The following is a 23,732-nucleotide window of genomic DNA, read 5'->3' as shown; positions in this document are numbered from 1 at the left end:
CGCATGCCGACCCGGTGGGCCAACATCAGTGCATGCCCAAGGGCTGGGCCAGTGTCGCAGTGATCATGACCGCCGTATGTACGCTCAGGCACCGAGCGTGCCGGTCATACGAAAGTGCTTCGCCGCAAACGCCCACACCATGCGCGACGCGTCGGGTCCGCGCGCGTCGCTGAACGCAGCGCTGGCCGTGCCACCGCTCCACGCATGCCCGAGCGAGTCGACCTCGACCATCGTCGCCACCGTTCTCGCGCCACACTTGAAGTCCGTCACGGTCATCGGATAGCGCTTGCCGCGCTGCAGGCTGCGCGCCGCACACTTGCGTGCCCCGGCCGCGTCGGCCCAGGCCTGTACCGCTGCCTGTCCGTTGCTCGCGGCCACCACGGTGTCCCTTTCCCCATGAATCACCAGCAAGGGCGGCCATGATTCGGCCATCGACGCCGGCGTCGCTTTCAGCCGCCCCGCGGAACGGCGTCCATGCATCGCGCCGACCGCCGACATCGTCGAATGGGCTGTTCCGGGCGGAACGCCGGAATGCATCATCACCGCCTTGAAGCGCTCCGGATGGCGCGAAACCAGCAGCACCGCCATGCTGGCACCGGCCGACAGGCCCGCCACCGCGACGCGCGCACGATCCATCGGATAAAGCAGACAGACCTGATCGATCGCCTTCATGATCAGCGCGGCTTCGCCGAACGCGCGCCCCGCCGTGGTATCGAACCAGTTCCAGCAACCCTGGGGATTGGCCAGGCGGTCCTGCTCCGGGTAGAGCACCAGAAAGCGCTCGCGCGCCGCGATCCGGTTCATGCGGGTGCTCACCGCAAAGCTGCGGGCGTCCTGGCCGCAGCCGTGCAGCATCACCAGCAGCGGCAGCTGCTCGTCCGCGCGGACGCCGGGCGGGCGGTAGAGGCGGAAGCGCCGCGCGCCCGCGGTCCCGACCACCATCCCGCTTATCCAGTCACCCGGACCCGGTGGAGGTTTGTTCTTGTCCGCGCTCGGCTTGAGCGCCTTGGTGACTGCACGGGTGCCTGCTTGCGTGACTGCGCGGGTTCCGCGGGTCCCTGCACGCACCGCACTTCGTGTCACCGCAGACAGCCCGCGCGACATGATTCGGCTCCATGAGGTTCTGCGGTAACGTTTGACCATATTGCTCGCTCCATTGTTTGACGGTGAATGCGCAGCCGCTTCGATCGTGCGCAAAGCCTTCTGGCTGAGCCTTGCGCGCATTTCGAGCCCGGATGCGCACGCAGATCTTCAGTCGTTCTGCAGGATCAGCTCGACATGGTGGGACTGTCGATCATCGACGAGCGGAATGAACAGGGGGTCCTGCTCGATGCCATCGACCATCAGCCGTGCCTTCGCGCGAAGCGCTGCGTCGGCGCCGCGCACCTGCGAAACGGTGATGTCATAGAAGGTCTCCCGATAGCGGTAGCGGATGCCGATCGCCGGCCAGTCGGCTGGCAGACATGGCGCCAGAATCATGCGATCGCCCGCCAGCGTGAGACCCAGCAGCGACTCGACGACGAGCCGGTACATCCAGCCTGCCGAGCCGGTATACCAGCTCCAGCCTCCGCGGCCGACATGTGGCTCCAGCGCATAGACATCGGCCGCGACCACATAAGGTTCGAGTTTATAGGTGTCGATCGCCGCGGCAGACCCACCGTGGTTCACCGGGTTGATCAGGCGCAGCAGGTCCCACGCACGCTCCCGGTCGCCCAGCGCGGCAAACGCCATCGCAGCCCAGATCGCGGCATGCGTATACTGCCCGCCGTTCTCCCTGACGCCCGGGACGTAGCCCCGGATGTAGCCGGGGTCCAGGGGCGCGGTATCAAAGGGCGGATCGAGCAGCTGGACCAGGCCATCGTCGCGTCGCACCAGATGCCGGTCGACCGAATCCATGGCCATGCGCACCCGCGCGGCCTCGCCGGCCCCGGACAGCACCGACCAGCTCTGCGAGATCGAGTCGATCCGGCATTCGGCGCCGGCGGCCGACCCGAGCGGCGTGCCGTCGTCGAACCAGGCACGCTTATACCATTGACCATCCCAGCCATGCTGCTCGATGTTCCGCCGCAGCAGCTCCGCTTCCTCCGCACAGGTCGTGGCGAACGCGTCGTCGCCACGCGCACGGGCGAGCGGCGCGAACTGCCCGAGCACCGAGAACAGGAAGAAGCCCAGCCATACGCTCTCGCCCCGGCCCTCTATGCCGACCCGATTCATGCCATCGTTCCAGTCACCCGAGCCGATCAGCGGCAGACCGCGTTCGCCGAAGCGCAAACCATGGCGGATGGCCCGCACACAGTGGTCATAGACGCTGGCCGCCTCGGCCGAGCGACCGGGCAGGTCGTAGTAGGATTCTTCATCCACACCAACCGGGCGAGCTTCGAGAAAATGCACTGCTTCATCCAGCACCGCGGCGTCACCGGTGATGCTCACATAACGGCTCACAGCCAACGGCAACCACAGGTAGTCATCCGAACACTGCGTGCGCACACCCCGCCCGGACGGTGGATGCCACCAGTGTTGAACATCGCCCTCGCGGAACTGACGGCTCGCGCACAGCAGCAGGTGTTCGCGCACCAGCAGGGGTCGGGCATGGACGAGCGCCATCACGTCCTGCAGCTGGTCCCGAAAACCGAAGGCGCCACCGGACTGGTAGAGCCCATTGCGCGCCCATACGCGGCACGCCAGCGTCTGGTATAGCAGCCAGCCGTTTGCCAGCACGTTCACCGACGCATCGGGGGTTTCGACCTGGACCGCGCCGAGCGTGTGCGCCCAGTACCGCGTCACCTCATCGAGCGCATCACTCGCCGCCTGCGACCCACGGAAACGCTGTACGAGCTGCTCGGCGTCGTCCGCGTTGCGACCGACGCCGAGCCGGAAGATGACCTCGCGCGTCTGGCCATCGGCCAGATCGAAGCGCGTCTGGATCGCGGCGCACGGATCGAGCGCGGCACCCACCTTGCCGGACAGGTGGCTGCGCTTCATCGCGGCCGGATCGCGCATCGTGCCATTGCGACCCAGGAATTCGGCACGATCGCCGGTCAGTGTGCGCCGCGCGTCGTCGACGTCGAAGAAGGCCACGCGCTCCGCGAACTCCGGGTTGAACGCGTTGCGCGCGGTCAGCGCGCCGCTCCCGGGCGCGATCTCGGTGATCACGTGCATCGCCGATTTCGACGGCAGGTCTCCGAGCACCCACTCGACGTAAGCGGTCGCGGACAGCTTGCGCGGCCGACCCGACGCGTTGGACAGTTTCAGAACCGAGAAGCGGACCGCCGCATCGATGGCCACATAGATCCGGAGCTCGGAGCGGATGCCGCCACAGTGAGTCTCGAACACCGTGTAACCAAAACCGTGCCGCACCACACAGGGCGCCGATGTCGGCGGCCAGGACGCGGTGGGGGACCACACCTGGCCGCTGTCCTCGTCACGCAGGTAGAAGGCCTCGCCGCTGCGATCGCGGACCGGGTCGTTGTGCCACGGCGTGAGGCGGAATTCATGCGCATTGTCGCTCCAGGTAAAGGCCGCCCCGCGCTCGGACACGATCGTACCGAAGCCCGGGTTCGCAATGACGTTCACCCACGGCGCGGGCGTCACCCGACCGGGAGCCAGCGTGATCACATATTCGCGCCCATCCGCGGAGAATCCCCCCAGCCCGTTGTCGAGGACCAGCGCGCGCCGCGACACCTCATCGGACCCGCCAGTGGAGGATGCGTCCGACGCGGCCTCGAACGGCCGGGTCGACGCAGTGTCCGCGTGCAGCATGCGGTTGGTTACGAGCTTCGGCATCTGCGCTGGCGCGACGCGGCGGTAGTCGAGCTGTTCTGCCAGCGTGCCGCGATCATCGCTGATCACCGCGCGCGCGACCGCCTGGAACAGGATACGGTCCTCGCTCGAGATATGCTCCCTGGAGCACACGAAGATGCCGCCCGGCCGATCGATCAGGCTCGCCTCGATGCCCGAGGCGATCAGGCCCATGATCTGCTCGTGCAATCGCTCCCGATAGGCTGCGCGATCCTCGTTCCAGATCACCAGATCCACCGTGAGCCCCTTCAGACGCCAATAGGCATGGGCCTGCACCAGCTGACGCACCAGGTCTATATTGGCCGCGCTGCAGACCTGCAGCAGCACGATCGGCAGATCGCCCGAGACGGCAAACCCCCACAGGCCGGATTGTCCGCGCCGATTGCGCAGCAGCACCGTGGCATCGGCGCGCAGCGCGACCCCCGAATACAGCACCGCGCCGGCCAGGCGGGCATACAACTGTGCGTCCTCCTCGCTGGCGTTGAGCTGCTGCAGCACCACCTGACTGTGGGTCCACGCCAGCTCGAACACGCGGTCGGCCAGATGCCGGTCCTGGTATTTACCCAGCAGACAGATCGCAAGTTCGCGTGTTTCGGCGATTCCCGACACGATATCGATGGTCACCGTCTGTTGCGGATCGAGCGAGATCGGACAGCGGATCGCGACGATCGGATCCAGCACCGAGCCGTCGGTGCCCGCGAGCGGCCCCGGATTCGTCATCGCCCGCGGTGCGACCGGGCTTCCACCCCGACCGATGAAACGCTCCCGATTGGTCTCGAAGGACAGTTCGCCGGGCTCCGCATCGTGCACCGCGACCAGATGCAGCATCCACGGCGGCCGCTCACCGGCCGAGCGGGATCTGCGCCGGCACAGGATGGCGCCGCGCTCACGGAGGATCTCGGTCTGCACGAACAGATTGCTGAAGGCCGGATGCAGCGCGTCGGCCGCCTGTGGCGCGATGACCACTTCGGCATAGGTGGTGACATCGATTTGCCTGCGTTCTCCCGAGCGGTTGGTGATGCGCACGCGGCGCAGCTCGATATCGTCCTCGGGCGACACCACGATATCGGTATGCGTCTCGAAATCGCCGTCGGCCCGGACCTCGCCATCGCCGACCGCATCGCGACGACGAAACTCCGCGCGACCGTCGCAGAAGATCGCCTCGTAACTCAGCGGTTTCACGAGCGTCGGCTGGTAGGCGGCGGACCAGTATCGCCCGCCTCCCGCGGCGTTCGCATCGCTCGTCTCGCGGATGTAGCAGAAGCTGCCCCAGTCGTCGCGGGTGCCGTCCTCGCGCCAGCGTGTCACGGCCAGATCCGACCAGCGACTGTAGCCCCCGCCTGCGTGCGTGAGCATCACGTGATAGCGGCCGTTCGATAGCAACTGCACCTGCGGGGTCGGTCCGTCGGGGTGGGTGAATACCCGTAGCGGCGCCTCGGCAGCCATCGACGTGGAGTGCACCTCGGACAGTTGCGCGGTATGCGAGAACAAGGCCATCGCGCGCGGAACCCGCTCGTGGAGCAGCAGCATGACGGCCTTGAACAGCCGCTCGGACTCGAAGCGCCGCTGCATCGGACGGTCGAGCAGCAGATAGGCGAGTGCGAGCAGGCTCATGCCCTGGTGATGGGCCATGAAGGAGCGCACCACCGCATGCGATTGTCCGCGCCGCTGCCGTGCCGGCGTGTAATCGATCGACTCGAAGAATCCGAACCGGCCGACGAAGCCCGAGGCGGCCAGCCGCTGCAGGTTCCTGCAGGCCGCCTCGGGCGCCACCATCAGCGCTAGGGCGGACGCATAGGGAGCAATCACGACGTCGTCGGCCAAGCCGCGCTTGAGCCCCAGGCCTGGCACACCGAACGCACGGTACTGGTAGTTGAGCTGCACGTCGACCGTGTTGTAGCCGGACTCCGACATCCCCCATGGCACACCGCGCTGCCTGCCGTATTCGATCTGTCGGGCCACCGCCGCGATGCAGGTCTGGTCGAGCAAGGTGTTCTCATAGGTCGGCATCACCAGCAACGGCATCAGATACTCGAACATCGAGCCGCTCCACGACAGCAGCACCGGATCGCCGCCCGAATCGATGAGCAGCCGACCCAGCGCGAACCAGCTTTCCTGTGGAAGTTGTCCCTGCGCAATCGCGACGAAACTGCTCAATCGCGCTTCCGACGCGAGCAGGTCGTAGTAGCTCGCATCGATCCTGTGTGCCGAGACGTCGTATCCGATGGTCAGCAGGTGGCGCGTCTTGTCGTACAGGAACTCGAAATCCATCCGTGCAAGCTCGCCCGCGTGCGCCGCGAGACGCTCGATGGCTGCGATCCGCTCGCGCGCCCGGACGCTGCCGGCCGCGGCCAGTTCGCGCAGACTCGGAACGCCCACGATCGCATGCTCGGCGCAATCGCTACCGAACCGGTCGAGTTCCTCCAGCGCGTCGAGGCATTGGCGCATCAACGCGTTCGCCCAATCGGCCGGCGTGTCGCCCAGGGCCGCATCGGTGCCCGCCGACACCTTGACCGCAAGTTCGGCCGCAGCCTTGACCAGTCCCGACAGGGACAGGCGCAGCGCCGCGACGCTGTCGGCGGGCGTCGTCCGACAGCGCGCCAGATCGCGCGCCAGCGCCGCCAGTTTGAGCCCGACGTCGTCGTCCGCAGCGGCGTCCTTGTCGATGATGAGGTCGAGCGTATCGCCGAGGCCCTCGAAAAGCTGCGCCCCGATGATCCGGTCGTCGACCAGCCGCAGCAGGCCGGCACGCAAGGTCAGCAGATGGGCTGCAAGGTTGCCGCTGTCCACCGTGGACACGTAGAGCGGCGCCATGGGTTGCAGCGTGCGCGTGTCGTACCAGTTGTAGAAGTGCCCCCGGTAGCGCTCCAGGGTCTTCATCGTACGCAGGGTGGCGCCGGTCCGTTCGACCAGCTTGCCCGCCGGAACATAGCCGAAGTCATAGGCAGACAGGTTTGCCAACAGCGCCATACCGATATTGGTCGGCGAGGTGCGATGCGCGATCGCGGCGACCCGGTATTCCTGATAATTGTCGGGCGGCAACCAGTTCTCCTCCGCACGGACGAAGTGCTCGAAGAACGCCCAGGTCCGCCGCGAGATCGCACGCAGGAAGCGGACCTGTTCACCCGACAGGCTCGCCTGGCGAGGCGTCAGCGGGCGGCTGATCCACCATGCGAAGACCGGTGACGCGAACCACAGCAGCAGGATCGGTGCGGCCACGATCAAGTCCGCAGGATTCACCCACGCCAGTGCGATGAACAGCGCGACGGCGAGGCCGGGACCCACCCACATTGCGCGCAGCGAAGCGCCCAGGCCATCTTGGCCTTGTCCGGCGGATTCGCGCTCGACCTCGCTCGATGGCTTCCATTCGAGCAGCCGCCGCTGCGTCACGAGCAGGCGCCAATGGGTGCGGATGATCGCGTCCAGACTGAACCAGGCCTCGTACGGAAGACAGGCAAGTTCGAAACCCGCCTGCGTGAAGCGACGCGCGGTCGAGTGCCAGACGGCTGCCAGATGCTGGCTCCACAGCACGTCTTCGGACTTGCGGCCAACCTCGACGAGCGTCATGCACAGGGTCGGGCCCAGCATCACGCCGATCACCGCCAGCGTCCATAACCACGCAGAGTACAATACCGTCCAGCCCAATACCAGCAGCAAGGTCAGCGCGGCGGGGACGAGGCTGCGGCGCAGGTTGTCGATCAGTTTCCATCGGGAAAGCGCTGACAGCGGATTCATCCGCCGAGGCAGCGGCGGCATCGCAGGATACGGCCCTGCATCCACGGCGTCGGCGCCCCACGGCACGCGCCGCAGCAGCCAGCCGGCAAGTTGCCAGTCACCGCGAATCCAGCGCCGGCGCCGGCTCACGTCGCTGCTGTAGCGTGCCGGCTGGTCTTCGTAAAGGCAGACATCGCTCAGCAGCCCGGCGCGCGCATAACAACCCTCCAGCAGGTCATGGCTGAGGATGCGGTTCTCGGGCAGGCGCCCTCCACCCAGGGTCTGCTCGAAGGCCGCGACATCATAGATCCCCTTGCCGACGAACGACCCTTCGCCAAAAACATCCTGGTAAACATCCGACACCGCACGCGTGTACGGATCGATGCCCCGGTCCCCGCCATACAGCCGCGCATAGCGCGTGCGGTTGGTACTCGGCAGGTTGATCGCCACGCGCGGCTGCAGAATGCCGTAGCCCTCCGTGACACGACCCCTGGCCGCGTCGACTTGCGGCCGATTGAGCGGGTGCGCCATCGCCCCGACGCACTGGCGCGCCGCATCGCGCGGAAGCTGCGTGTCGGTGTCCAGCGTGATCACGTACTTCACCGCGGACAGCACGGCGGTATCGCCGACCACGAGCGCGAAGCCATCGCTGGCGGCCTGATGGACACCCCGTGCGTAGTCGCGCAGCAGCGCGTTCAGTGCCTCCAGCTTGCCGCGCTTGCGCTCATGCCCCATCCACACGCGGTCCCGTGGGTGCCAGCGACGTGCCCGATGAAACAGAAAGAATTGGTCGTTTCCGATCAGGCCCCGGCCGCTCGCGTACTTGCGATTCAGCGCCTCGATCCGGCACTGCGCGAGCTCCAGCAACGGGCCGTCCTCGGGCAGCGTACGCTGTGCGGCATCGAGAAAATCGGTGATCAGCGCGAAGTGCAGACGCTCGTCACGGTTCGCCAGAAACCGCACTTCCAGCGCCTCGACCAGATCCTCGACCGCCGACGTGCTCGTGAGCATGGTCGGAACCACCACCAGCGTGCGCGCATGCGGCGGAATGCCTGCCGAAAAATCCATGCGGGGCAGCGCAGCGGGGCGGACCAGCTCGGTCGCCAGCCAGTTCACCAGGGCAACCGCCAATCGAGTCGCGGCGAGCAGCGCGACGAGACCGGTCGGCACGGCCAGCCACAGCGGTGCCCGAGCCGCCTCGCCCAGCACCAGCAGACCGACAGCGAGCAGGACGGTGATCAGCGCAATCAGGCCCAGATACAGCACCAAGGGCAGACGACCGGCGATCCGACGAATCGCATCGATGACGCGGGGGCGTACCTGTGCTGCGGCCTCGAGTGCCGGCAGACCCTTGTCGATCAGGTAGAAGCCGACATGACCCCGGCGGTACCCAGCCTCGCCGGCGCCGTCCTCGTCCGCCGCCGCCGCTTGCGCCAGCGCCAGCGCCTTGCGCGCCACGTCGCTTTCGGACAGGTGGGTCCGCTTCGCGATTCGCTCGGTGGCATGACGGTAGCGATCACGGGTGGCGAAATCCATGCGGCCGTAGACGCCGCCCGGGTCCTCGAGCAGCGTCTGCTCGACGATGCTCATGGCCTCGACGAACGCCCGCCAGTCCATCGCACCCAGTTCCCGCAGGCTGCCGATGCTGTTGCTGATCGAGACCTGATCGGCAGCCTGTCGCTGGCTTTGGGCCTGCACCAGGCGTTCGATCGTGAGGCCGGTCTCGGCGAGCCGTTGCTCGATCCATGACAGAGCCAGCGCCACCGCGGGACCCTGACCTTGCAGGCAGCGCACGAACTCGGCCACAAAGGCACTGACCATGGGCGGATCGGATCGCGCCATGTCCGCAATCACCAGAATCAGGCTCTTGGCATCGTGGCTGGCGGTGACCACCATCCGCTCCGCCCACGCATTGGCCAGCTTGCGCGCGTCCCATGCCGCGGCCACCTGCACGCCGACACGACGCAGATTCTCGATCAGAGCCAGACGCAGCATGATCGGAATGGCCCAAAGCTCGCCGAGATCGAGTGCGGTGACGGTTTGATAGGACTTGACGAAACGGCTCAGACTTTCCGCATCCACGCGGCCATCGCCATGGGCGATGATCTCCAGCGCAATGTCGTAGACACGTGGATATCCAGCCGACGGGCCGTCAGTCAGACGCGGAAGCTCACGACTGTAACCCTTGGGCAGGTGTCGTTTGGCCGTGTTGATCTGCTCTTCGATGATATAGAAGTTGTCGAGCAGCCATTCCCCGGCCGGGGTGATGCGCTGATTCTCGGTGACCGCTTCGGTGAGCCGCTGCGACACCTCGACCAGAATCCGTTCGTTGGCGGCGAGCCGCGCCAGAAGCTGGTCCGCCGCCGGCCGTGCGACGGCCTTGTGCGAGGCCGCCAGCGCCTTGCCATGCTGGGCCATCTGTTCGGCGCTGAACAGCTCGGCGCGTAGCGGCGGCTCCTCCGCGGCCGGCGGCGGCAATCGCCCGGATGCACGAAGCCACGCCAAGAAATGGCGCCACCGTTTGCCGAACGGGGTTTCCGATTTCCGGCTCATGTCCTGGTCGTCGCAGACGGCCATTTCCAGTCGCGAATCTCCGGCATGTCTTCACCATGCTCATGGATGTAGCGGGTGTGCCGGTTCAGCTTGTCGCGCATGCACTGCTTGATGTGGGCGGCACGGGGTTGCAGCATCGAAACCCGGTTTGCGACGTCCATCACCAGGTGGAAGCGATCCAGGTTATTGAGCACCACCATGTCGAAGGGCGTGGTGGTGGTGCCCTCCTCTTTATAGCCGCGCACGTGCAGATTGGCATGATTGCTGCGGCGGTAGGTCAGTCGGTGAATCAACCACGGGTAGCCGTGGTAGGCAAACAGGATCGGCGTGTCGGGACGGAACAGCGACACGAATTCGGTATTGGACAGGCCATGCGGGTGCTCCTCCTGCGGCTGCAGCGTCATCAGGTCGACCACGTTGATGAAACGGATCTTCAGCTCAGGGGTCAGCTCGCGCAGGATGTCGATCGCCGCCAGCATTTCCAGCGTCGGGACGTCCCCCGCGGCCGCCAGCACGATGTCCGGTTCGCCGTCCTCATCGTTGCACGCCCATTCCCACAAACCGATGCCGGCCCCGGCGTGGTCGATCGCGGCGTCCATGTCCAGCCACTGGCGTTCGGGCTGCTTGCCGGCGACGATGACATTGACAAGATTGCGACTCTTGAGGCACTGCTCGGTCACCACCAGCAGCGTGTTGGCATCGGGCGGCAGATAGACCCGAATGATGTCGGCTTTCTTGTTGACCACATGATCGATGAAGCCGGGATCCTGATGCGAGAAACCGTTGTGGTCCTGGCGCCAGACATGCGAAGTGAGCAGGATGTTGAGCGACGCGATCGGGCGCCGCCATGGAATTTCGCCACAGACCTTGAGCCATTTGGCATGCTGGTTGAACATCGAATCGATGATGTGGATGAAGGCCTCGTAGCATGAGAACAGTCCGTGCCGTCCGGTCAGAAGATAGCCTTCCAGCCAGCCCTGACAAGCATGTTCGGACAGGATCTCCATGACCCGGCCGTCGGGTGCGAGATGATCGTCGTAGTCGAAACGCTCCGCCATCCACGCGCGGTCGGTCACTTCGAGCAAGGCGCCGAGCCGATTGGAGGTGGTCTCGTCGGGTCCGAACACGCGGAAATTGTCCATGTTCCCGCGCATCACGTCGCGCAGGTAGGTTCCCATCACCCGGGTGGCCTCGGCCATCGCGCCACCCGGTTCGGGGACCGCCACCGCGTAATCGCGAAAATCCGGCAAGCGCAGATCGCGCAGCAGCGTGCCGCCGTTGGCGTGCGGATTCACGCCCATGCGTCGCACACCCACAGGGGCGAGCGACGCCAGTTCGGGCACCAGCCTGCCTCCGGCATCGAACAGCGTTTCCGGCTGGTAGGACTTCATCCACTGCTCGAGCAGCCGGACGTGTTCCGGCTTCTCCATGTCACTGAACGGAACCTGGTGCGACCGCCAGTAAGCTTCGCTTCGTTGACCGTCCACTTCCTTCGGACCGGTCCAGCCCTTGGGCGAACGCAACACGATCATCGGCCACATCGGACGGGTCAATTCACCGCCTGCCCGCGCAGCCCGTTGAATCGCGCGAATCTCGCCGATCGCCGTGTCGGTTGCCGCCGCCATCAGCGCATGCATGGTCTCGGGCTCGTCGCCTTCGACGAAGTAGGGTTTGTAACCGTAACCGATGAACAGGCTTTCGAGCTCGGCATGACTGATTCGCGCGAGGATGGCCGGATTGGCGATCTTGTAGCCATTGAGATGCAGAATCGGCAGCACCGCCCCATCTGTGCGCGGGTTCAGAAACTTGTTCGAGTGCCACGATGCGGCCAGCGGGCCGGTTTCGGCCTCGCCATCGCCGACCACACAGCAGGCGATCAGCGCCGGGTTGTCGAACACCGCCCCATAGGCATGGAACAGCGCATAACCCAGCTCGCCACCCTCGTGGATCGAGCCGGGCGTCTCCGGCGCGGCGTGGCTCGGGATGCCCCCCGGAAACGAGAACTGCCGAAACAGGCGACGCATGCCTTCCTCGTCCTGCGAGATGTCGGCATACACGTCGCTGTAGCTGCCTTCGAGCCAGGTGTTCGCGACCACTGCAGGGCCGCCGTGGCCGGGTCCGGCAATGAAAATCATCGACAGATCCTGCTCCGTGATGACCCGGTTCATGTGCACATAGATGAAGTTCAGCCCCGGCGTAGTCCCCCAGTGACCCAGCAGACGCGGTTTGATGTGCGATCGCTGCAAAGGCTCCTTCAGCAACGGGTTGTCGAACAGATAGATCTGCCCGACCGACAGGTAGTTGGCGGCACGCCACCAAGCGTCCATCCGTGCGAGCATCTCGGTGTCAAGCACCGTAGCCGTCAAGGCCATGCCGTTCTCCTTGGCTGATTTCGGGTGTCAACGGACAGAACGGGCCTTGCGGCCCGTTCGCCGGCAAGCGATCAAAGCCGGACAGGTTCAGGATCCGATCGACGATCCCCCCTGACACGGGCGATCGCACCGGTCAGGGGCCGGTTACTTGCCGACTTCGTGACCGATGACGCCACCCACCGCTGCGCCACCCACGGTTCCGACCGCACTTCCGCCGGTAAGCACCGCACCACCGACCGCGCCGATCCCGGCGCCGGCCGCGGTACTCTTGTCCTGACTGGACATGCCGGCGCAGCCGCCGAGACCCAGCAGTGCGACAACGGCGACGACACCGAGCAGGCGCTTCCGCGATGAGCTGATCGGACTGTTGTTGAATGTGTTCATGATGATTCCTCGATGGAGTGAAGTGGGGAACGCTGCACTGCGGGCAAACCGGCAGGCACCGTTCCTCGCAATGACCTGATCGTCTCGAATCCACGCGACTGGCTTTGCCACCGGCATGTCGTGACGACTGTCTGCGATGAAACGAGCATGAGGGGGGTGATGCCATCCCGTCTGTCCGCTGTCGCACATAGGTGGCGCTTGCACCCCGGACCTGTCACACGCGAGCGTTCGCTATCGCACAGAGGATGGAGGGAATGGCGTGCCATGATGAGCTTAGGCGCCGTCTCCTGAGCCTTGGCGCCGTCATCTGGCAGCGCGCAATCGCGTACGGAGCATTCGGTCATGACGGGCAAGCTTTCGCCCCTGCAACGCGATGTCCCCGACGGAAATCCGGAAACGGCGCCGCAACCCCCGGCGACCCTTCCCATGCCGGTAGATGCATACCGCATCGCGCTGACCGTGCTGGCAGTCATCGCAGTCGTGTTCGCGTTGCACTGGGCCCAGGCCGTCTTCATCCCGTTGATGCTTGGCGTGATGATCAGCTACGCGCTGTCGGCCCCGGTCAATCTGATGCAGACATGGCACATCCCGCGGGCGCTCGGCGCGGCACTGCTATTGCTCACCATCGTGGGCGGAACCGGCACCGCGGTCTATTCCCTTGGAGGCGAAACCAGTCGCCTGATCGAAACCCTGCCCGATGCGGTGCAGAAACTTCGCGGGGCACTGCTCAGCGGCAAGGGAAAGTCCGAAGGCACGATGGAGAAAGTGCAACGCGCCGCCAGCGAGCTCGAGCAGGTTGCAAGCGAAACCGGCGCCCCGGCGCCCGCCGCTCCGCGCGGCGTGACGCGGGTGCAGATCGAGAAGCCCGGACTCAACGTGCAGGACTACCTGTGGATGGGCACCAAGGGGGCACTCGCCTTTGCCGCTCAGCTCGCGATGGTGTTGTTCCTGGCCTTCTTCATTCTGGCGTCGGGCGACAAGTTCCGGCGAAAACTGGTCAGGCTGGCCGGGCCGACGCTAACCAACAAGAAGATCACGCTGCAGGTGCTCGATGAGATCAACGGGCAGATACAGCGTTACATGCTGGTCCAGATCCTCACCAGCATCGTGGTCGGTGCGGCGACCTGGCTCGCATTCCTGTGGATCGGCATGGAGTATGCGGCGATCTGGGGCATCGCCGCCGGCGTACTGAAGATCATTCCCTATCTCGGTCCGGTCATCGTGACCGGTGGCACCTTGCTGGTCGCCTTTCTGCAGTTCGGAACATTCGGCATGGCCTTCTTCGTTTCCGGGATCGCGCTGCTCATCACGTCCTTGGAAGGCTACCTGCTGACGCCCTGGCTGATCGGCCGTACGAGCCGGATGAACCCGGTCGTCATCTTCACGGCGGTGCTGTTCTGGGGTTGGCTGTGGGGCCTGTGGGGCCTGTTGCTGGGCGTACCCATCATCATGGTCATCAAGGTGGTATGCGACCGGGTCGAGGATCTGAAACCCGTGGGTGAACTGCTCGGCGATTAACGCGCGCGTCGATCGGACGGTCTCATCGAGGAGCCCGCGATCACGTCGAACAGCTCTGCGTCTATGGCACCCTGACGCAATTGATGGAAGCTGCTGTTGAGCTCGACCAGAAGGTCGTCGATGTTCCGATCCGCACGCTCCATCGCGGCGAGGCGACTGGCGTTTTCACTCGCGAGTGACTCGGCGCAGGCGCGAAACAGCAAGATGAAAAGATGCTCGCGAATCAGTACACGCAGTGTGGCGCCACGGCTGGCGATCAGTTCGGGCAGGATCCGGGTGGGCCAGCGCACTGCGACCAGCTCGCGCTGCCACCGTTCATCGAGTGGCAACAGGCGCAGGCCGAACGGCTCGTAAAGCGCACCAGCGGTGGGACGGTTGTGAAAGACATAGATCTGCAGGGCCTCGCCGCTGGCCTGCCAGCGTTCGACTTCGATCTGGATCTGCCCGACCAGTTCGGCGATCGAATCGACCGATCCCGGCACCGCAAAACCGCCCGCCAGCCTCTGGCCCACGTCCGCAAGCCGCGCATGAACCCGTTCGCCCACCGCCCACAGCACGGATCTGCCCGGCAATGCCGCCAGCGCCTCGAGTGCGAACTCGGCGATGACGTCATTGAACTGGCCGACCAGGCCTTGATCGGAGCCGAACACGATCGCCCCCACCGTCCCGGCGTCGGCCGATGGCGTGATCTGCGGGATCACGGCAGCCGGGTCCAGCTCCCGCAGGCACGCACCCAGACCCAGTTCCACGCTGCGGGTATAGTCGGCGAGCGCCCGTACCGACTGCTCGTACTGCCCGACGCTCGCCGCAGCCAGCGCCTTCATCGTGCGTACCACCGATCGCAGATCTTCGGCGCTGCCGATCTTGCGCCGCAGGCCGCCCATCGTGTCGCTCATGGATGCGCCCGCGCCGGTTTCACCGCCGCGGCTTCGGGCGGCGCCACGGACGCGGCGGCCGCAATCGCATCCGACGCATGCAGGCCTTCGCCCTTGCCCGAGCTGTCGGAGGGTTCGGGCCGGTGCGGCAACAGCGCCCGGCGCGCGATGGCGACGATCGCTTCGCGATCCTCGTCGGTCAGCTTGGCGGCGGTGTCCAGACGTGCGCGCACCGCCGCCGGAATATCGGCCACCGCAGCCTGTACCACGGCCTCGGCCTCGATCATGCGCTCCAGCGGCACCTGATCGAACAACCCGGCCTCCAACGCAAGCAGAACGGCGATCTGCGCCGGCACCGACACCGGCGCAAACTCGGGTTGCTTGAGACAGGCGCGGATACGACGTCCATGCTCGATGATCCTGCGCGTGTCGGCATCCAGGCGGGCACCGAAGCGGGCGAAGGTTTCGAGTTCCTCGAACTGCGCGTAGCCCAGCTTCAGGTCACCCGCCACCGCGCGGTAAGAGGCCCGCTGGGCCTTGCCACCGACACGCGAGACCGATTGACCGACGTCCACCGCCGGCAGCACACCCAGCGCGAACAGCGACGGCGACAGCACGATCTGACCGTCGGTGATCGAGATCAGATTGGTCGGGATGTAGGCGGAGATGTTCTGCGCCTCGGTCTCGATGATCGGCAGCGCGGTGAGCGAACCGCCACCGCGGGCGTCGTTCAGATGGGTTGCCCGCTCCAGCAAGCGGGAATGGATATAGAAGATGTCCCCCGGGAAAGCCTCGCGCCCCGGTGGTCGGCGCAGCAACAGTGACAGCTCGCGATAGGCACGGGCATGCTGGGTCAGATCGTCATACACGATCAGCACGTTGCGGCCCGCCTCCATGAAATGCTCGGCGATGGTGGTCGCGGCGTACGGAGCGATATAGGACAGGCCGGGCGGCTGACTGCCCTCGGTCACGACCACCACGGTGTAGCCGAGCGCCCCCTTGTCGCGCAGGATCGCCACCGCCTTGGCCACCGACGCGGAGCGCTGCCCGATCGCGCAATACACGCACACCACGTCCTGGTCGCGCTGATTGAGGATGGTGTCGAGCGCAATCGCGGTCTTGCCGGTCTGGCGGTCACCCAGGATCAGTTCGCGCTGACCGCGGCCGATGGGGATCAACGCATCGACCACCTTCAGTCCGGTCTGCAAGGGCATGCTGACCGGCGCGCGGTCCATGATCGCGGCAGCCGCACGTTCGATCGGCATGCGCATGCTGGCCGCGACCGGGCCCCTGCCATCGAGGGGCTGGCCGAGCGGGTCGATCACCCGTCCGAGCACCCCCTCGCCGACCGCGACATCCATCACGCGACCGGTGCGCTCGACCTCGTCGCCTGCATGCAGGTGCCAGTACTCACCGAGCAACACGACACCGATCTCTTCCGCGTCCACGTTGAAAGCGATGCCGGACACGCCGCCCGGAAAGCTCAGCAGTTCCTCGTACCCGACCCCGGGCAGGCCGGAGACCATCGCGATACCGGTCGAAACCCGGGTGATGGTCCCCACTTCGCGCGGTGCGAAGCATGGCGCGAAGCCCTCGCGCGCGTCGCCAAGCCCGGTAAAGGTGCGCTTGAAGACCTGCGCCAGGCTGTCGGATGTGGTGCTCGTCACGATGCTTCGGCCTGGGATCCGGTTGCGGGGACGGCTCGACCATCGGGGTCGGTTTCCCGGCCGGCTCGACGTGCCGCGCCGGCCTCGGGTCGGGCCTGCGCCTTCAGCAGCGCGTCGACATGCCGCTCCAGCGCCACCAGATACGCCCCGATGCTCCACGCGAGCTTCTGCCCGTTCATGGTCAGCTCGATACCGCCGACCAGATCCGGGGTGGTCTCGAAGCGGAGCGTGGTGCCGGTGCCGAAGGTTTGGTTGAACGCGTTCTGGATCGCGGCACGCTGTGCTTCGGGCAGCACAAACGCGCTGCGCAACCGCGCCGTACCGTCGCCCGTCTCGAGCGCCGTGGCAAACTCGGCTTTCGCGTTTCCATCGATCGCACACAGGCGGCGGATGAACGCGTCGGCCAGAACCTCTTCCAGACTCGTCGACCCCAGGTCGGTCAACACCTTGCGCGCGATCGCAAACACCTCCTCACGTGCGCACCGGCTCAGCGCATCGTTCAGGTCGCGACGTTCATTGCTCAGTGCCTGCTGCCATTTGATTCGCTCCGTCTCCGCATCCTCGCGGGCGCGGGCAAGCAGCCGTCGGCGTTCCGCTTTCGCTTCCTCCGCTGCGCTCGCGGTCATTTCGTGGCGCTGCCGGTCGAACTCGGCATTCATGTGCTCGAACCGGGCCCGCGCCTCGCCGGCTTCGGCCATCGTCGCCGCCGCGTTCGCGAGCTCGGTGGCGATGCGCTGTTCGCGCGCGTCGATCGCATCGAGGATAGGCTTGTACAGAAAGCGCTTCAGCAGCCAGACCAGTACCAGGAAGTTCAGTGTCTGCGCAGCGACGGTGAACCAGTCGATCATCATCGACTCAGCCTCCGGCGGCGAGCGCGATGGCCTGGTTCCAGAACGGGTTGGCGAAGATCAGGATCATCGATACGACGAAGCAGTAGATCGCTGTCGATTCGATCATCGCCAGACCCACGAACAGCGTCCGGGTGATGGTGGCGGAGGCGTCGGGTTGCTGAGCCAGCGAAGTCAGGGCGGTCGCAACCGCGCGGCCTTCGCCCAGTGCAGGTCCAAGCGAGCCGAATCCGGTGGTGATGCCGGCGGTGACGATCGAGGCCACTGCGATGAGGGTCAGGCTGTCCATGGGGTCTCCGGTGAGTGTGGTGTCGTGTCCATCAGGGTTTCGATACGGGTTCGGGTGCCGCGTCATCGACGCCCGGACCGGCGCGTGTCGCCGCCGCGATGTAGACGGTGGCCAGGATGGTGAAGATGTAAGCCTGGACCATACCGGTGAGCAAGCCCAGCAGGCTCATCACGATCGGGAACAGGAAGGGCGTGATGCTCAGCAGGATGCCGACGATGATCGCGCCGCTCATCATGTTGCCGAACAGGCGAACCGCCAGAGCCAGAGTGCGCGAGAGTTCGCTGATGATGTTGAACGGCAGCATGATGAAATTCGGTTGGACATAGGCCATCAGATAGCGGCGCACGCCTTGCTCGGCGATACCGAACAGCGGGACCGCCACGAACACGCACAATGCGAGCGCCACCGTGGTCGACAGCGAGCTCGTCGGCGGCACGTAGCCCGGCACGATCGTGAACAGGCTGGCGGCGGCCACGAACAGGAACAGACTGCCCAGGAAGCCGAGATACTTGCGCGGCTGACTCAGGCCCACCTCCTCGATCTGCTTCTCGATGGCGGTCACGACGATCTCCAGCAGGTTCTGCCAGCGCGAACGTTGCAGATCCCGCGACAACCTGCGCGTCACCAGCATCGAGCCGACCACCAGCACCAGCATCAGCGCCCACGTGAACACGATCGTGGCGTTGAGTCGGATGACCTCTCCGAACTGCCAGATAATGGTCTCGTCAGGGCTCAGGCGCATGGTTTCAAGCCGGGGGCTGTCGGTCAGAAGCGGAAGGTCGCGGCAACACCGGTCGGTACGGGCATGTTCTCGGCCGGAACCACCCACACCTGACCCCCCATGCTCGCCACCATCTCGCCCAGGTCGTCGAGCAGGTCATCCACCATCGGGTCGTCGAGTTCGCCCCGGACGATCTGCCCGGTCGTCTCGTCCAGGTGGCCCGGGACCAGTCGATCGGCTTCGATCAGGAGTGTCTCGACGCGACCGGCCGCCGCCGCCGCCGCAACCTCGGCGAGATCGTCGCTGCCCAGTTCATGGGCACGAGCTCGCCCGAACACTTCGCCGAGCGCCGCGAGCCGTGCGCGATACTGAGGCTCGACGACTTCCCACGCACGGGCGCGGAGTTCCTCGATGGATACCGCGTCGGGGTTGACCGTGACGCTCGTCTTGACCAGATGTGGATTCTTGCTGATCCGATGGAACAGCGCGTGATGCTCGGGCAGCGCGGCGAGGATCAAGGGAAGCCCCGAAGGCTGTGAATAGCGCTCGAGAACCGCATGGTCCACCGCACGGAAGAAACGCTCTCCATCAACGTCCAGCTCGTCGCTCTTGCCGCCATGGCCATGGTGCATCGGTGTACTCCCGGGACCGGCCCCGCCGTAGGACGCAACCGTCTGATGCTTGTCGGTGAGTTCGTCGCCCAGCGCCTCGGTGATCGTACGCGGAACACCGGTGACGAGATCGATCTCGTCCAGCGCCTCGCGATTGCCTTCGAAAAGTCTGATCGCATCACGACTCAATCCCAGCACCTGGTAGCGCCCGGCGCTTTGCAGAAGACGCCGCAGCGGCTTGGTGTGGAAGCTGTTCGCCACCACGACCAGCTCCTCGACCGGGCGCTGGGTGGCAAGGACCTGGAACAGGCCCGGTGCTGCGAACACCACCAGCCCGTCCAGCGTGTGCTTCCAGTGTGTCTCGTCGTCGGCGAGGGCCTCGAACGGTGCCAGCAGGCTGGCGATTTCCGCATCGGGGTATTGTTGCCGCAGTGACTGCTCCAGAGCCTTCAGCAGATTGCGGAAGCGAATCGGATCCTGCTGGTTGGCGGGATGGGAGCGATGGGTGGGCTGGTAGAGCGACAGGCAGGGGGGTTCGGCGCCCTCGAGCGCAGCGGCAAAATCGTCGGTAAGGAGGGTCATTTGCTGTTTCCTTTCAGTGAATCGGAGATCGAGCTTCGCTCCGCGTGAGCCGCATGCAGGTGCTGCGTGAGAGGGGGATCGTCGGCCGTGGCGGTGCGTCCGCTCAGCCGCGTCACCATCAGGCGGGCGATGAAGAATCCGAGCAGACACAGCAGCATCCGCTGCCAGTGACCCGCGGAAACGTAATAGAAGCCTGCCAGGACGGTAAGCGTGCGCACCAGCAGGCTGACCAGAAACCACAGCGCCGGCTGACGGGCCGACAGACCATGGCGCACGGTCCATAGCAGACCCCCGAAGAAGAAGCCTCCGAGCATGACGCCGGCGGCCAGTGCCAGCAACAGACTCACGGTCTCATTCATCGTCGTTCTCCTGTTCGGTGCGTATCTCCCTGTCCTCGCGACTCATCCAGTGCCACGCATTCACACAGCCGAGCACGAGGCCGACGACCAGCAGCGTGAGTGTCCATGAATGCGATGCAGGATGGTGTTCGTCCAGCCACAAGCCGAAGCCGGCGCCCAGCAGCGTCGGTACCGCCACCGACCAGCCCACCAGCCCCATCATGCCGAGGCCGAACCACACGGTGCGCGTGACATGGCGTTGCGCCCTGAGCTTGCGTGTGGCCTTCGTGCCGATCTGCCCGGCCAGTGACGGCGGCCTGTCGGCATCCTTGTCGCGCGCGTCGTGGTCGTCACTCATCGCGAAAACTCGCAAAACGACGCAGGAAGCCGCTTTCCAGTTTTGCCATGGCCAGGTGTGCGCTGCGCTCCTGCTCGTCGAGCGTCAGGAAAGCTTCTTCGACCGCATCGCGCAACTCGGCCAGCTGGGTTCCCATGATCGCGCGCCGCACCGAAACCCGCACTTCGGGACCGGTCTTGACCAGCACGCCCTGATCGACGGCCACATACACTTCACCCCTCGCCTCGCTCTCGAATATCAGGATGCCGGGCTGCAACACCGCGATGCAGTCGCGCCGGCGCGGCAGCAGACCCATGGACCCTGCGCGCGTCTCGGCCACGATCCGCAGCACACCGGTTTCCTCGACGAAGGTGCGGAACGGCAGCAGAACCTTGAGGCTCATGCTATTGGCTGGCACGCTCGACCTCCTCTTCGGGTTGCGGTGCGCACGGCGCACCGTCTTCGGCCTCGTCCTTCGCGTTGCTGCGCTGCTTCATCCTCGCCTGGTCGATTGCCCCGATCATGTACAGCGCCCTTTCAGGGCTGTCCTTGAACTCATCGGCCAGAATGCGCTCGCAACCGTCGAGTGCGTCTTCGAGACTGACGAGCTGGCCCTTCAGACCGGTGAACTGCTCGGTGGTGAAGAAAGGCTGGGTCAGGAATCGCTCCAGACGGCGCGCGCGGCCGACCACGTTGCGGTCCTCGGGCGACAGCTGCTCGAGGCCGAGCATCGCGATGATGTCCTTCAGCTCGGCGTATTGCGCAAGCGTGCGGCGCACCTCCTGTGCCAGCCGGTAATGGCGTTCGCCGACCACGCTGGGCGAGGCCATTCTGGAATTCGATTGAAGCGGGTCGATGGCCGGATAAAGGCCCTCGCTGGCGCGCTTGCGCGACAGTACGATGGAGGCGGACAGGTGCGAGAAGGTATGCACCGCCGCGGGATCGGTGAAGTCGTCGGCCGGCACATAGACCGCCTGTATCGACGTGATCGCGCCACTGTCGGTATTGGCGATGCGCTCCTCCAGTCCCGCCAGCTCCGTACCCATGGTCGGCTGATAGCCCAGCCGCGACGGCATCTGACCCATCAGGCCGGAGACTTCGGAGCCGGCCTGGATGAAGCGGAAGATGTTGTCGATCAGCAGCAACACATCCTGGTGCGCGTCGTCGCGGAAGTACTCGGCCATGGTCAGCGCGGTGTGCCCGACGCGAAAGCGTGCGCCCGGCGGCTCATTCATCTGGCCGAACACCATCACCATGTTGGGCAGCACACCAGCCTCGGTCATCTCGCGGTAGAGCTCCTCGCCTTCGCGCGACCGCTCGCCGATACCGCAGAATATGCTCACGCCCTGATGGTGGGCGACCATGTTGTGAATCATCTCGGTCAGCAGTACCGTCTTGCCCACACCGGCACCGCCGAACAGGCCGGCCTTGCCGCCGCGTTCCAGCGGCACCAGCACATCGATGAGCTTGATCCCGGTCTCGAAGATTTCGGAACGGGTGGAGCGCCTGGCCAGCGGGGGCGGTGGCCGATGCACCGAGCGCCATGCCACGTCCTGCGGCGGTGGCTGGCGGTCGATCGGATGGCCGAACACGTCGAACATGCGGGACAGGATGCCCTTGCCGACCGGTGCGCGCAACGGCCCGCCGGTGTGGATCACCGGCATGCCGCGCGCCAGTCCCTGAGTAGGCGTGAGGGCGATACAGCGCACCTGCTGCGCATCGAGCTGACTCAGCACCTCGATCGCGATCTGGCCTTGCTCGCCGGCCCTGAGCAGCGAATGGATGGCCGGCAGGCCTGCGTCGAAGCGCACATCGACCACGCTGCCGCGTACCGCCACCACGACGCCGTCACCACCACCGTCAGGTGGCTTATCCGCCCCGGAACGGTCCAAGGCTTCGTTCGAAACGATGCTCACCTCAGCGCCCAGTCCAGGCCCAGCACCAGCGCGATGCCCAGGGTCAACGGCACGAGCATCTTGCGGATCGTTCGCAACCAGAACCGATCGGGCGTCCGCCCGCCTTTCATGTCGCCCAGGGCGGTCGGCACGGCTGGCAGAATCACGATGAGCGGCTTGCTACCCCTCATTGGCGCTCTCCGATGACTGCAGGATCTCGAACGTCCCGACTGATAACGTCCCCAAAAGTTTAAAACTAAGCTTGGAGATCGTGTCCGTCTGTTCGGTGTCGAACATAGTACTGCTATGCATTCTGCCATGCATTCTTCACGCAGCTCGCATCACGCCCGGCCTTCGGCCCTGCCTCGTAGCGGCCATGCACTGACTTGTTGGTCGCATGTGCTGCGGGAGGGCCTCCCACTGTTCAGTAGCGCTGCAGAACGCCGTCTCCGACCCGCACCCGGTCACCGACCCGGAAGTCGGCGTCGAGTGGCTGCAGCAAGTCCTGATACGATCCGTCCTCCATGCGCACCGTGATCTTGAGCACATCGGGCTGGGCCTGCACCTGTTGTGCCTGTTGACGGTTCTCGATCTCGTGACCGACATAGGCGCCGCCCGCCGCGCCGACCACCGTCGCAGCGGTGGTGCCGCTTCCGGATCCGATCTGGCTGCCGATCAGCCCGCCGACGACTGCGCCTGCAACGGTGCCGAGGCCGATGCCGCTACCACCGCCACCGGTGACGGTCGGCGCCTGGCTGACCCGCTCGACCGAATGCACCACGCCGTATCCGGAGTAGGTCTGGGTCGGATAAGTGTCGGCCGGCTGTGTCGTCACCGGATAGGTGCCGGAAGGATAGGTCGTGGCTGGATAACTGCCGCCCGACGTGCCGACCTGGGACGCGGGCGTCGTGCTGCCACCATACAACGGGTCGTTCATCGTGCCGCATGCCGCCAGTGTCAGGGCGGCCAGCAGGCCGAGCGCGGGGCCGATCAGGTTGTTCGATTTCATGATGATCCTCTTCGCAGGAACTGAATGGGCAACCGCGCGATGCTGCGGCTACGGGTCGAGGTCACCGCGGCCACCCGGGCTTGTCAGCCGACAGGCACTGCACGATGGCCGTGGATTGGATCGATCTGCAATCAGCATGGCGATCCGGACCGGCGCCGTCTGTGCGCCAGCGCTCCGACCGGATCGGCCCGAGCCGACCCTCATCGCTGCTGCGACGCCTG

The 23,732-nt window shown here is 65.6% G+C and carries 17 protein-coding genes; 1 reads left to right on the top strand and 16 read right to left on the bottom strand.

The window, feature by feature from the left end; translation table 11 throughout:
- Positions 1-84 precede the first annotated feature (84 nt).
- The 4 genes from ACKVEX_RS08495 to ACKVEX_RS08480 form a co-directional block, all read right to left on the bottom strand.
- Positions 85-1,104 carry an extracellular catalytic domain type 1 short-chain-length polyhydroxyalkanoate depolymerase gene (locus ACKVEX_RS08495; protein WP_473215282.1) on the bottom strand — a complete coding sequence of 340 codons (1,020 nt, stop codon included), beginning with the start codon at positions 1,102-1,104 and terminating at the stop codon, positions 85-87.
- 147 nt (positions 1,105-1,251) lie between these two features.
- On the bottom strand, positions 1,252-10,065 hold the full coding sequence (locus ACKVEX_RS08490) for a glycoside hydrolase family 94 protein (protein ID WP_473215281.1): 8,814 nt from the start codon (positions 10,063-10,065) through the stop codon (positions 1,252-1,254).
- Positions 10,062-12,437 (bottom strand): phosphoketolase family protein, encoded by a 2,376-nt coding sequence (locus ACKVEX_RS08485; RefSeq protein WP_473215280.1) that lies wholly within the window; start codon positions 12,435-12,437, stop codon positions 10,062-10,064. The genes ACKVEX_RS08490 and ACKVEX_RS08485 overlap by 4 nt, the downstream gene beginning before the upstream one ends.
- Positions 12,438-12,581: 144 nt before the next feature.
- Positions 12,582-12,821 (bottom strand): prenyltransferase, encoded by a 240-nt coding sequence (locus ACKVEX_RS08480; protein ID WP_473215279.1) that lies wholly within the window; start codon positions 12,819-12,821, stop codon positions 12,582-12,584.
- Positions 12,822-13,247: 426 nt separating this feature from the next.
- On the opposite strand from ACKVEX_RS08480, the gene ACKVEX_RS08475 reads away from it, so the two are divergent.
- Positions 13,248-14,339, top strand: a complete 1,092-nt coding sequence (locus ACKVEX_RS08475) for an AI-2E family transporter (protein ID WP_473215278.1) — start codon at positions 13,248-13,250, stop codon at positions 14,337-14,339.
- Here the strand turns inward: ACKVEX_RS08475 and ACKVEX_RS08470 are convergent.
- From ACKVEX_RS08470 to ACKVEX_RS08415, 12 genes are all read right to left on the bottom strand, one after another.
- On the bottom strand, positions 14,336-15,235 hold the full coding sequence (locus ACKVEX_RS08470; protein ID WP_473215277.1) for a F0F1 ATP synthase subunit gamma: 900 nt from the start codon (positions 15,233-15,235) through the stop codon (positions 14,336-14,338). The genes ACKVEX_RS08475 and ACKVEX_RS08470 overlap by 4 nt on opposite strands.
- On the bottom strand, positions 15,232-16,881 hold the full coding sequence (locus ACKVEX_RS08465) for an alternate F1F0 ATPase, F1 subunit alpha (RefSeq protein ID WP_473215276.1): 1,650 nt from the start codon (positions 16,879-16,881) through the stop codon (positions 15,232-15,234). Before ACKVEX_RS08465 ends, ACKVEX_RS08470 begins: the two co-directional genes overlap by 4 nt.
- A complete protein-coding gene (locus tag ACKVEX_RS08460; RefSeq protein WP_473215275.1) occupies positions 16,878-17,732 on the bottom strand; it encodes a F0F1 ATP synthase subunit delta in 855 nt (284 codons plus the stop codon). Before ACKVEX_RS08460 ends, ACKVEX_RS08465 begins: the two co-directional genes overlap by 4 nt.
- A 4-nt stretch (positions 17,733-17,736) precedes the next feature.
- Positions 17,737-18,018 (bottom strand): F0F1 ATP synthase subunit C, encoded by a 282-nt coding sequence (locus tag ACKVEX_RS08455; RefSeq protein WP_473215274.1) that lies wholly within the window; start codon positions 18,016-18,018, stop codon positions 17,737-17,739.
- Between the two features lie 31 nt (positions 18,019-18,049).
- On the bottom strand, positions 18,050-18,760 hold the full coding sequence (locus tag ACKVEX_RS08450; RefSeq protein ID WP_473215273.1) for a F0F1 ATP synthase subunit A: 711 nt from the start codon (positions 18,758-18,760) through the stop codon (positions 18,050-18,052).
- Positions 18,761-18,783: 23 nt separating this feature from the next.
- Positions 18,784-19,932 carry a baeRF3 domain-containing protein gene (locus tag ACKVEX_RS08445; RefSeq protein WP_473215272.1) on the bottom strand — a complete coding sequence of 383 codons (1,149 nt, stop codon included), beginning with the start codon at positions 19,930-19,932 and terminating at the stop codon, positions 18,784-18,786.
- Positions 19,929-20,291, bottom strand: a complete 363-nt coding sequence (locus ACKVEX_RS08440; RefSeq protein ID WP_473215271.1) for an N-ATPase subunit AtpR — start codon at positions 20,289-20,291, stop codon at positions 19,929-19,931. Before ACKVEX_RS08440 ends, ACKVEX_RS08445 begins: the two co-directional genes overlap by 4 nt.
- Positions 20,284-20,628, bottom strand: a complete 345-nt coding sequence (locus tag ACKVEX_RS08435) for an AtpZ/AtpI family protein (RefSeq protein WP_473215270.1) — start codon at positions 20,626-20,628, stop codon at positions 20,284-20,286. The genes ACKVEX_RS08440 and ACKVEX_RS08435 overlap by 8 nt, the downstream gene beginning before the upstream one ends.
- Positions 20,621-21,025 (bottom strand): F0F1 ATP synthase subunit epsilon, encoded by a 405-nt coding sequence (locus tag ACKVEX_RS08430; protein WP_473215269.1) that lies wholly within the window; start codon positions 21,023-21,025, stop codon positions 20,621-20,623. The genes ACKVEX_RS08435 and ACKVEX_RS08430 overlap by 8 nt, the downstream gene beginning before the upstream one ends.
- Positions 21,012-22,523 (bottom strand): F0F1 ATP synthase subunit beta, encoded by a 1,512-nt coding sequence (atpD, locus tag ACKVEX_RS08425; protein ID WP_473215268.1) that lies wholly within the window; start codon positions 22,521-22,523, stop codon positions 21,012-21,014. The genes ACKVEX_RS08430 and atpD overlap by 14 nt, the downstream gene beginning before the upstream one ends.
- Positions 22,520-22,693, bottom strand: a complete 174-nt coding sequence (locus ACKVEX_RS08420) for a hypothetical protein (protein WP_473215267.1) — start codon at positions 22,691-22,693, stop codon at positions 22,520-22,522. The genes atpD and ACKVEX_RS08420 overlap by 4 nt, the downstream gene beginning before the upstream one ends.
- Positions 22,694-22,926: 233 nt before the next feature.
- On the bottom strand, positions 22,927-23,511 hold the full coding sequence (locus ACKVEX_RS08415) for an outer membrane lipoprotein (RefSeq protein WP_473215266.1): 585 nt from the start codon (positions 23,509-23,511) through the stop codon (positions 22,927-22,929).
- Between the last annotated feature and the right edge of the window lie 221 nt (positions 23,512-23,732).

It is taken from the genome of Denitraticella aggregata, from assembly GCF_048158365.1.
In the GTDB taxonomy this organism is placed as follows: Bacteria; Pseudomonadota; Gammaproteobacteria; order Burkholderiales; family Rhodocyclaceae; genus Azoarcus_F.
This window is presented reverse-complemented; position numbering and strand designations above follow the sequence as displayed.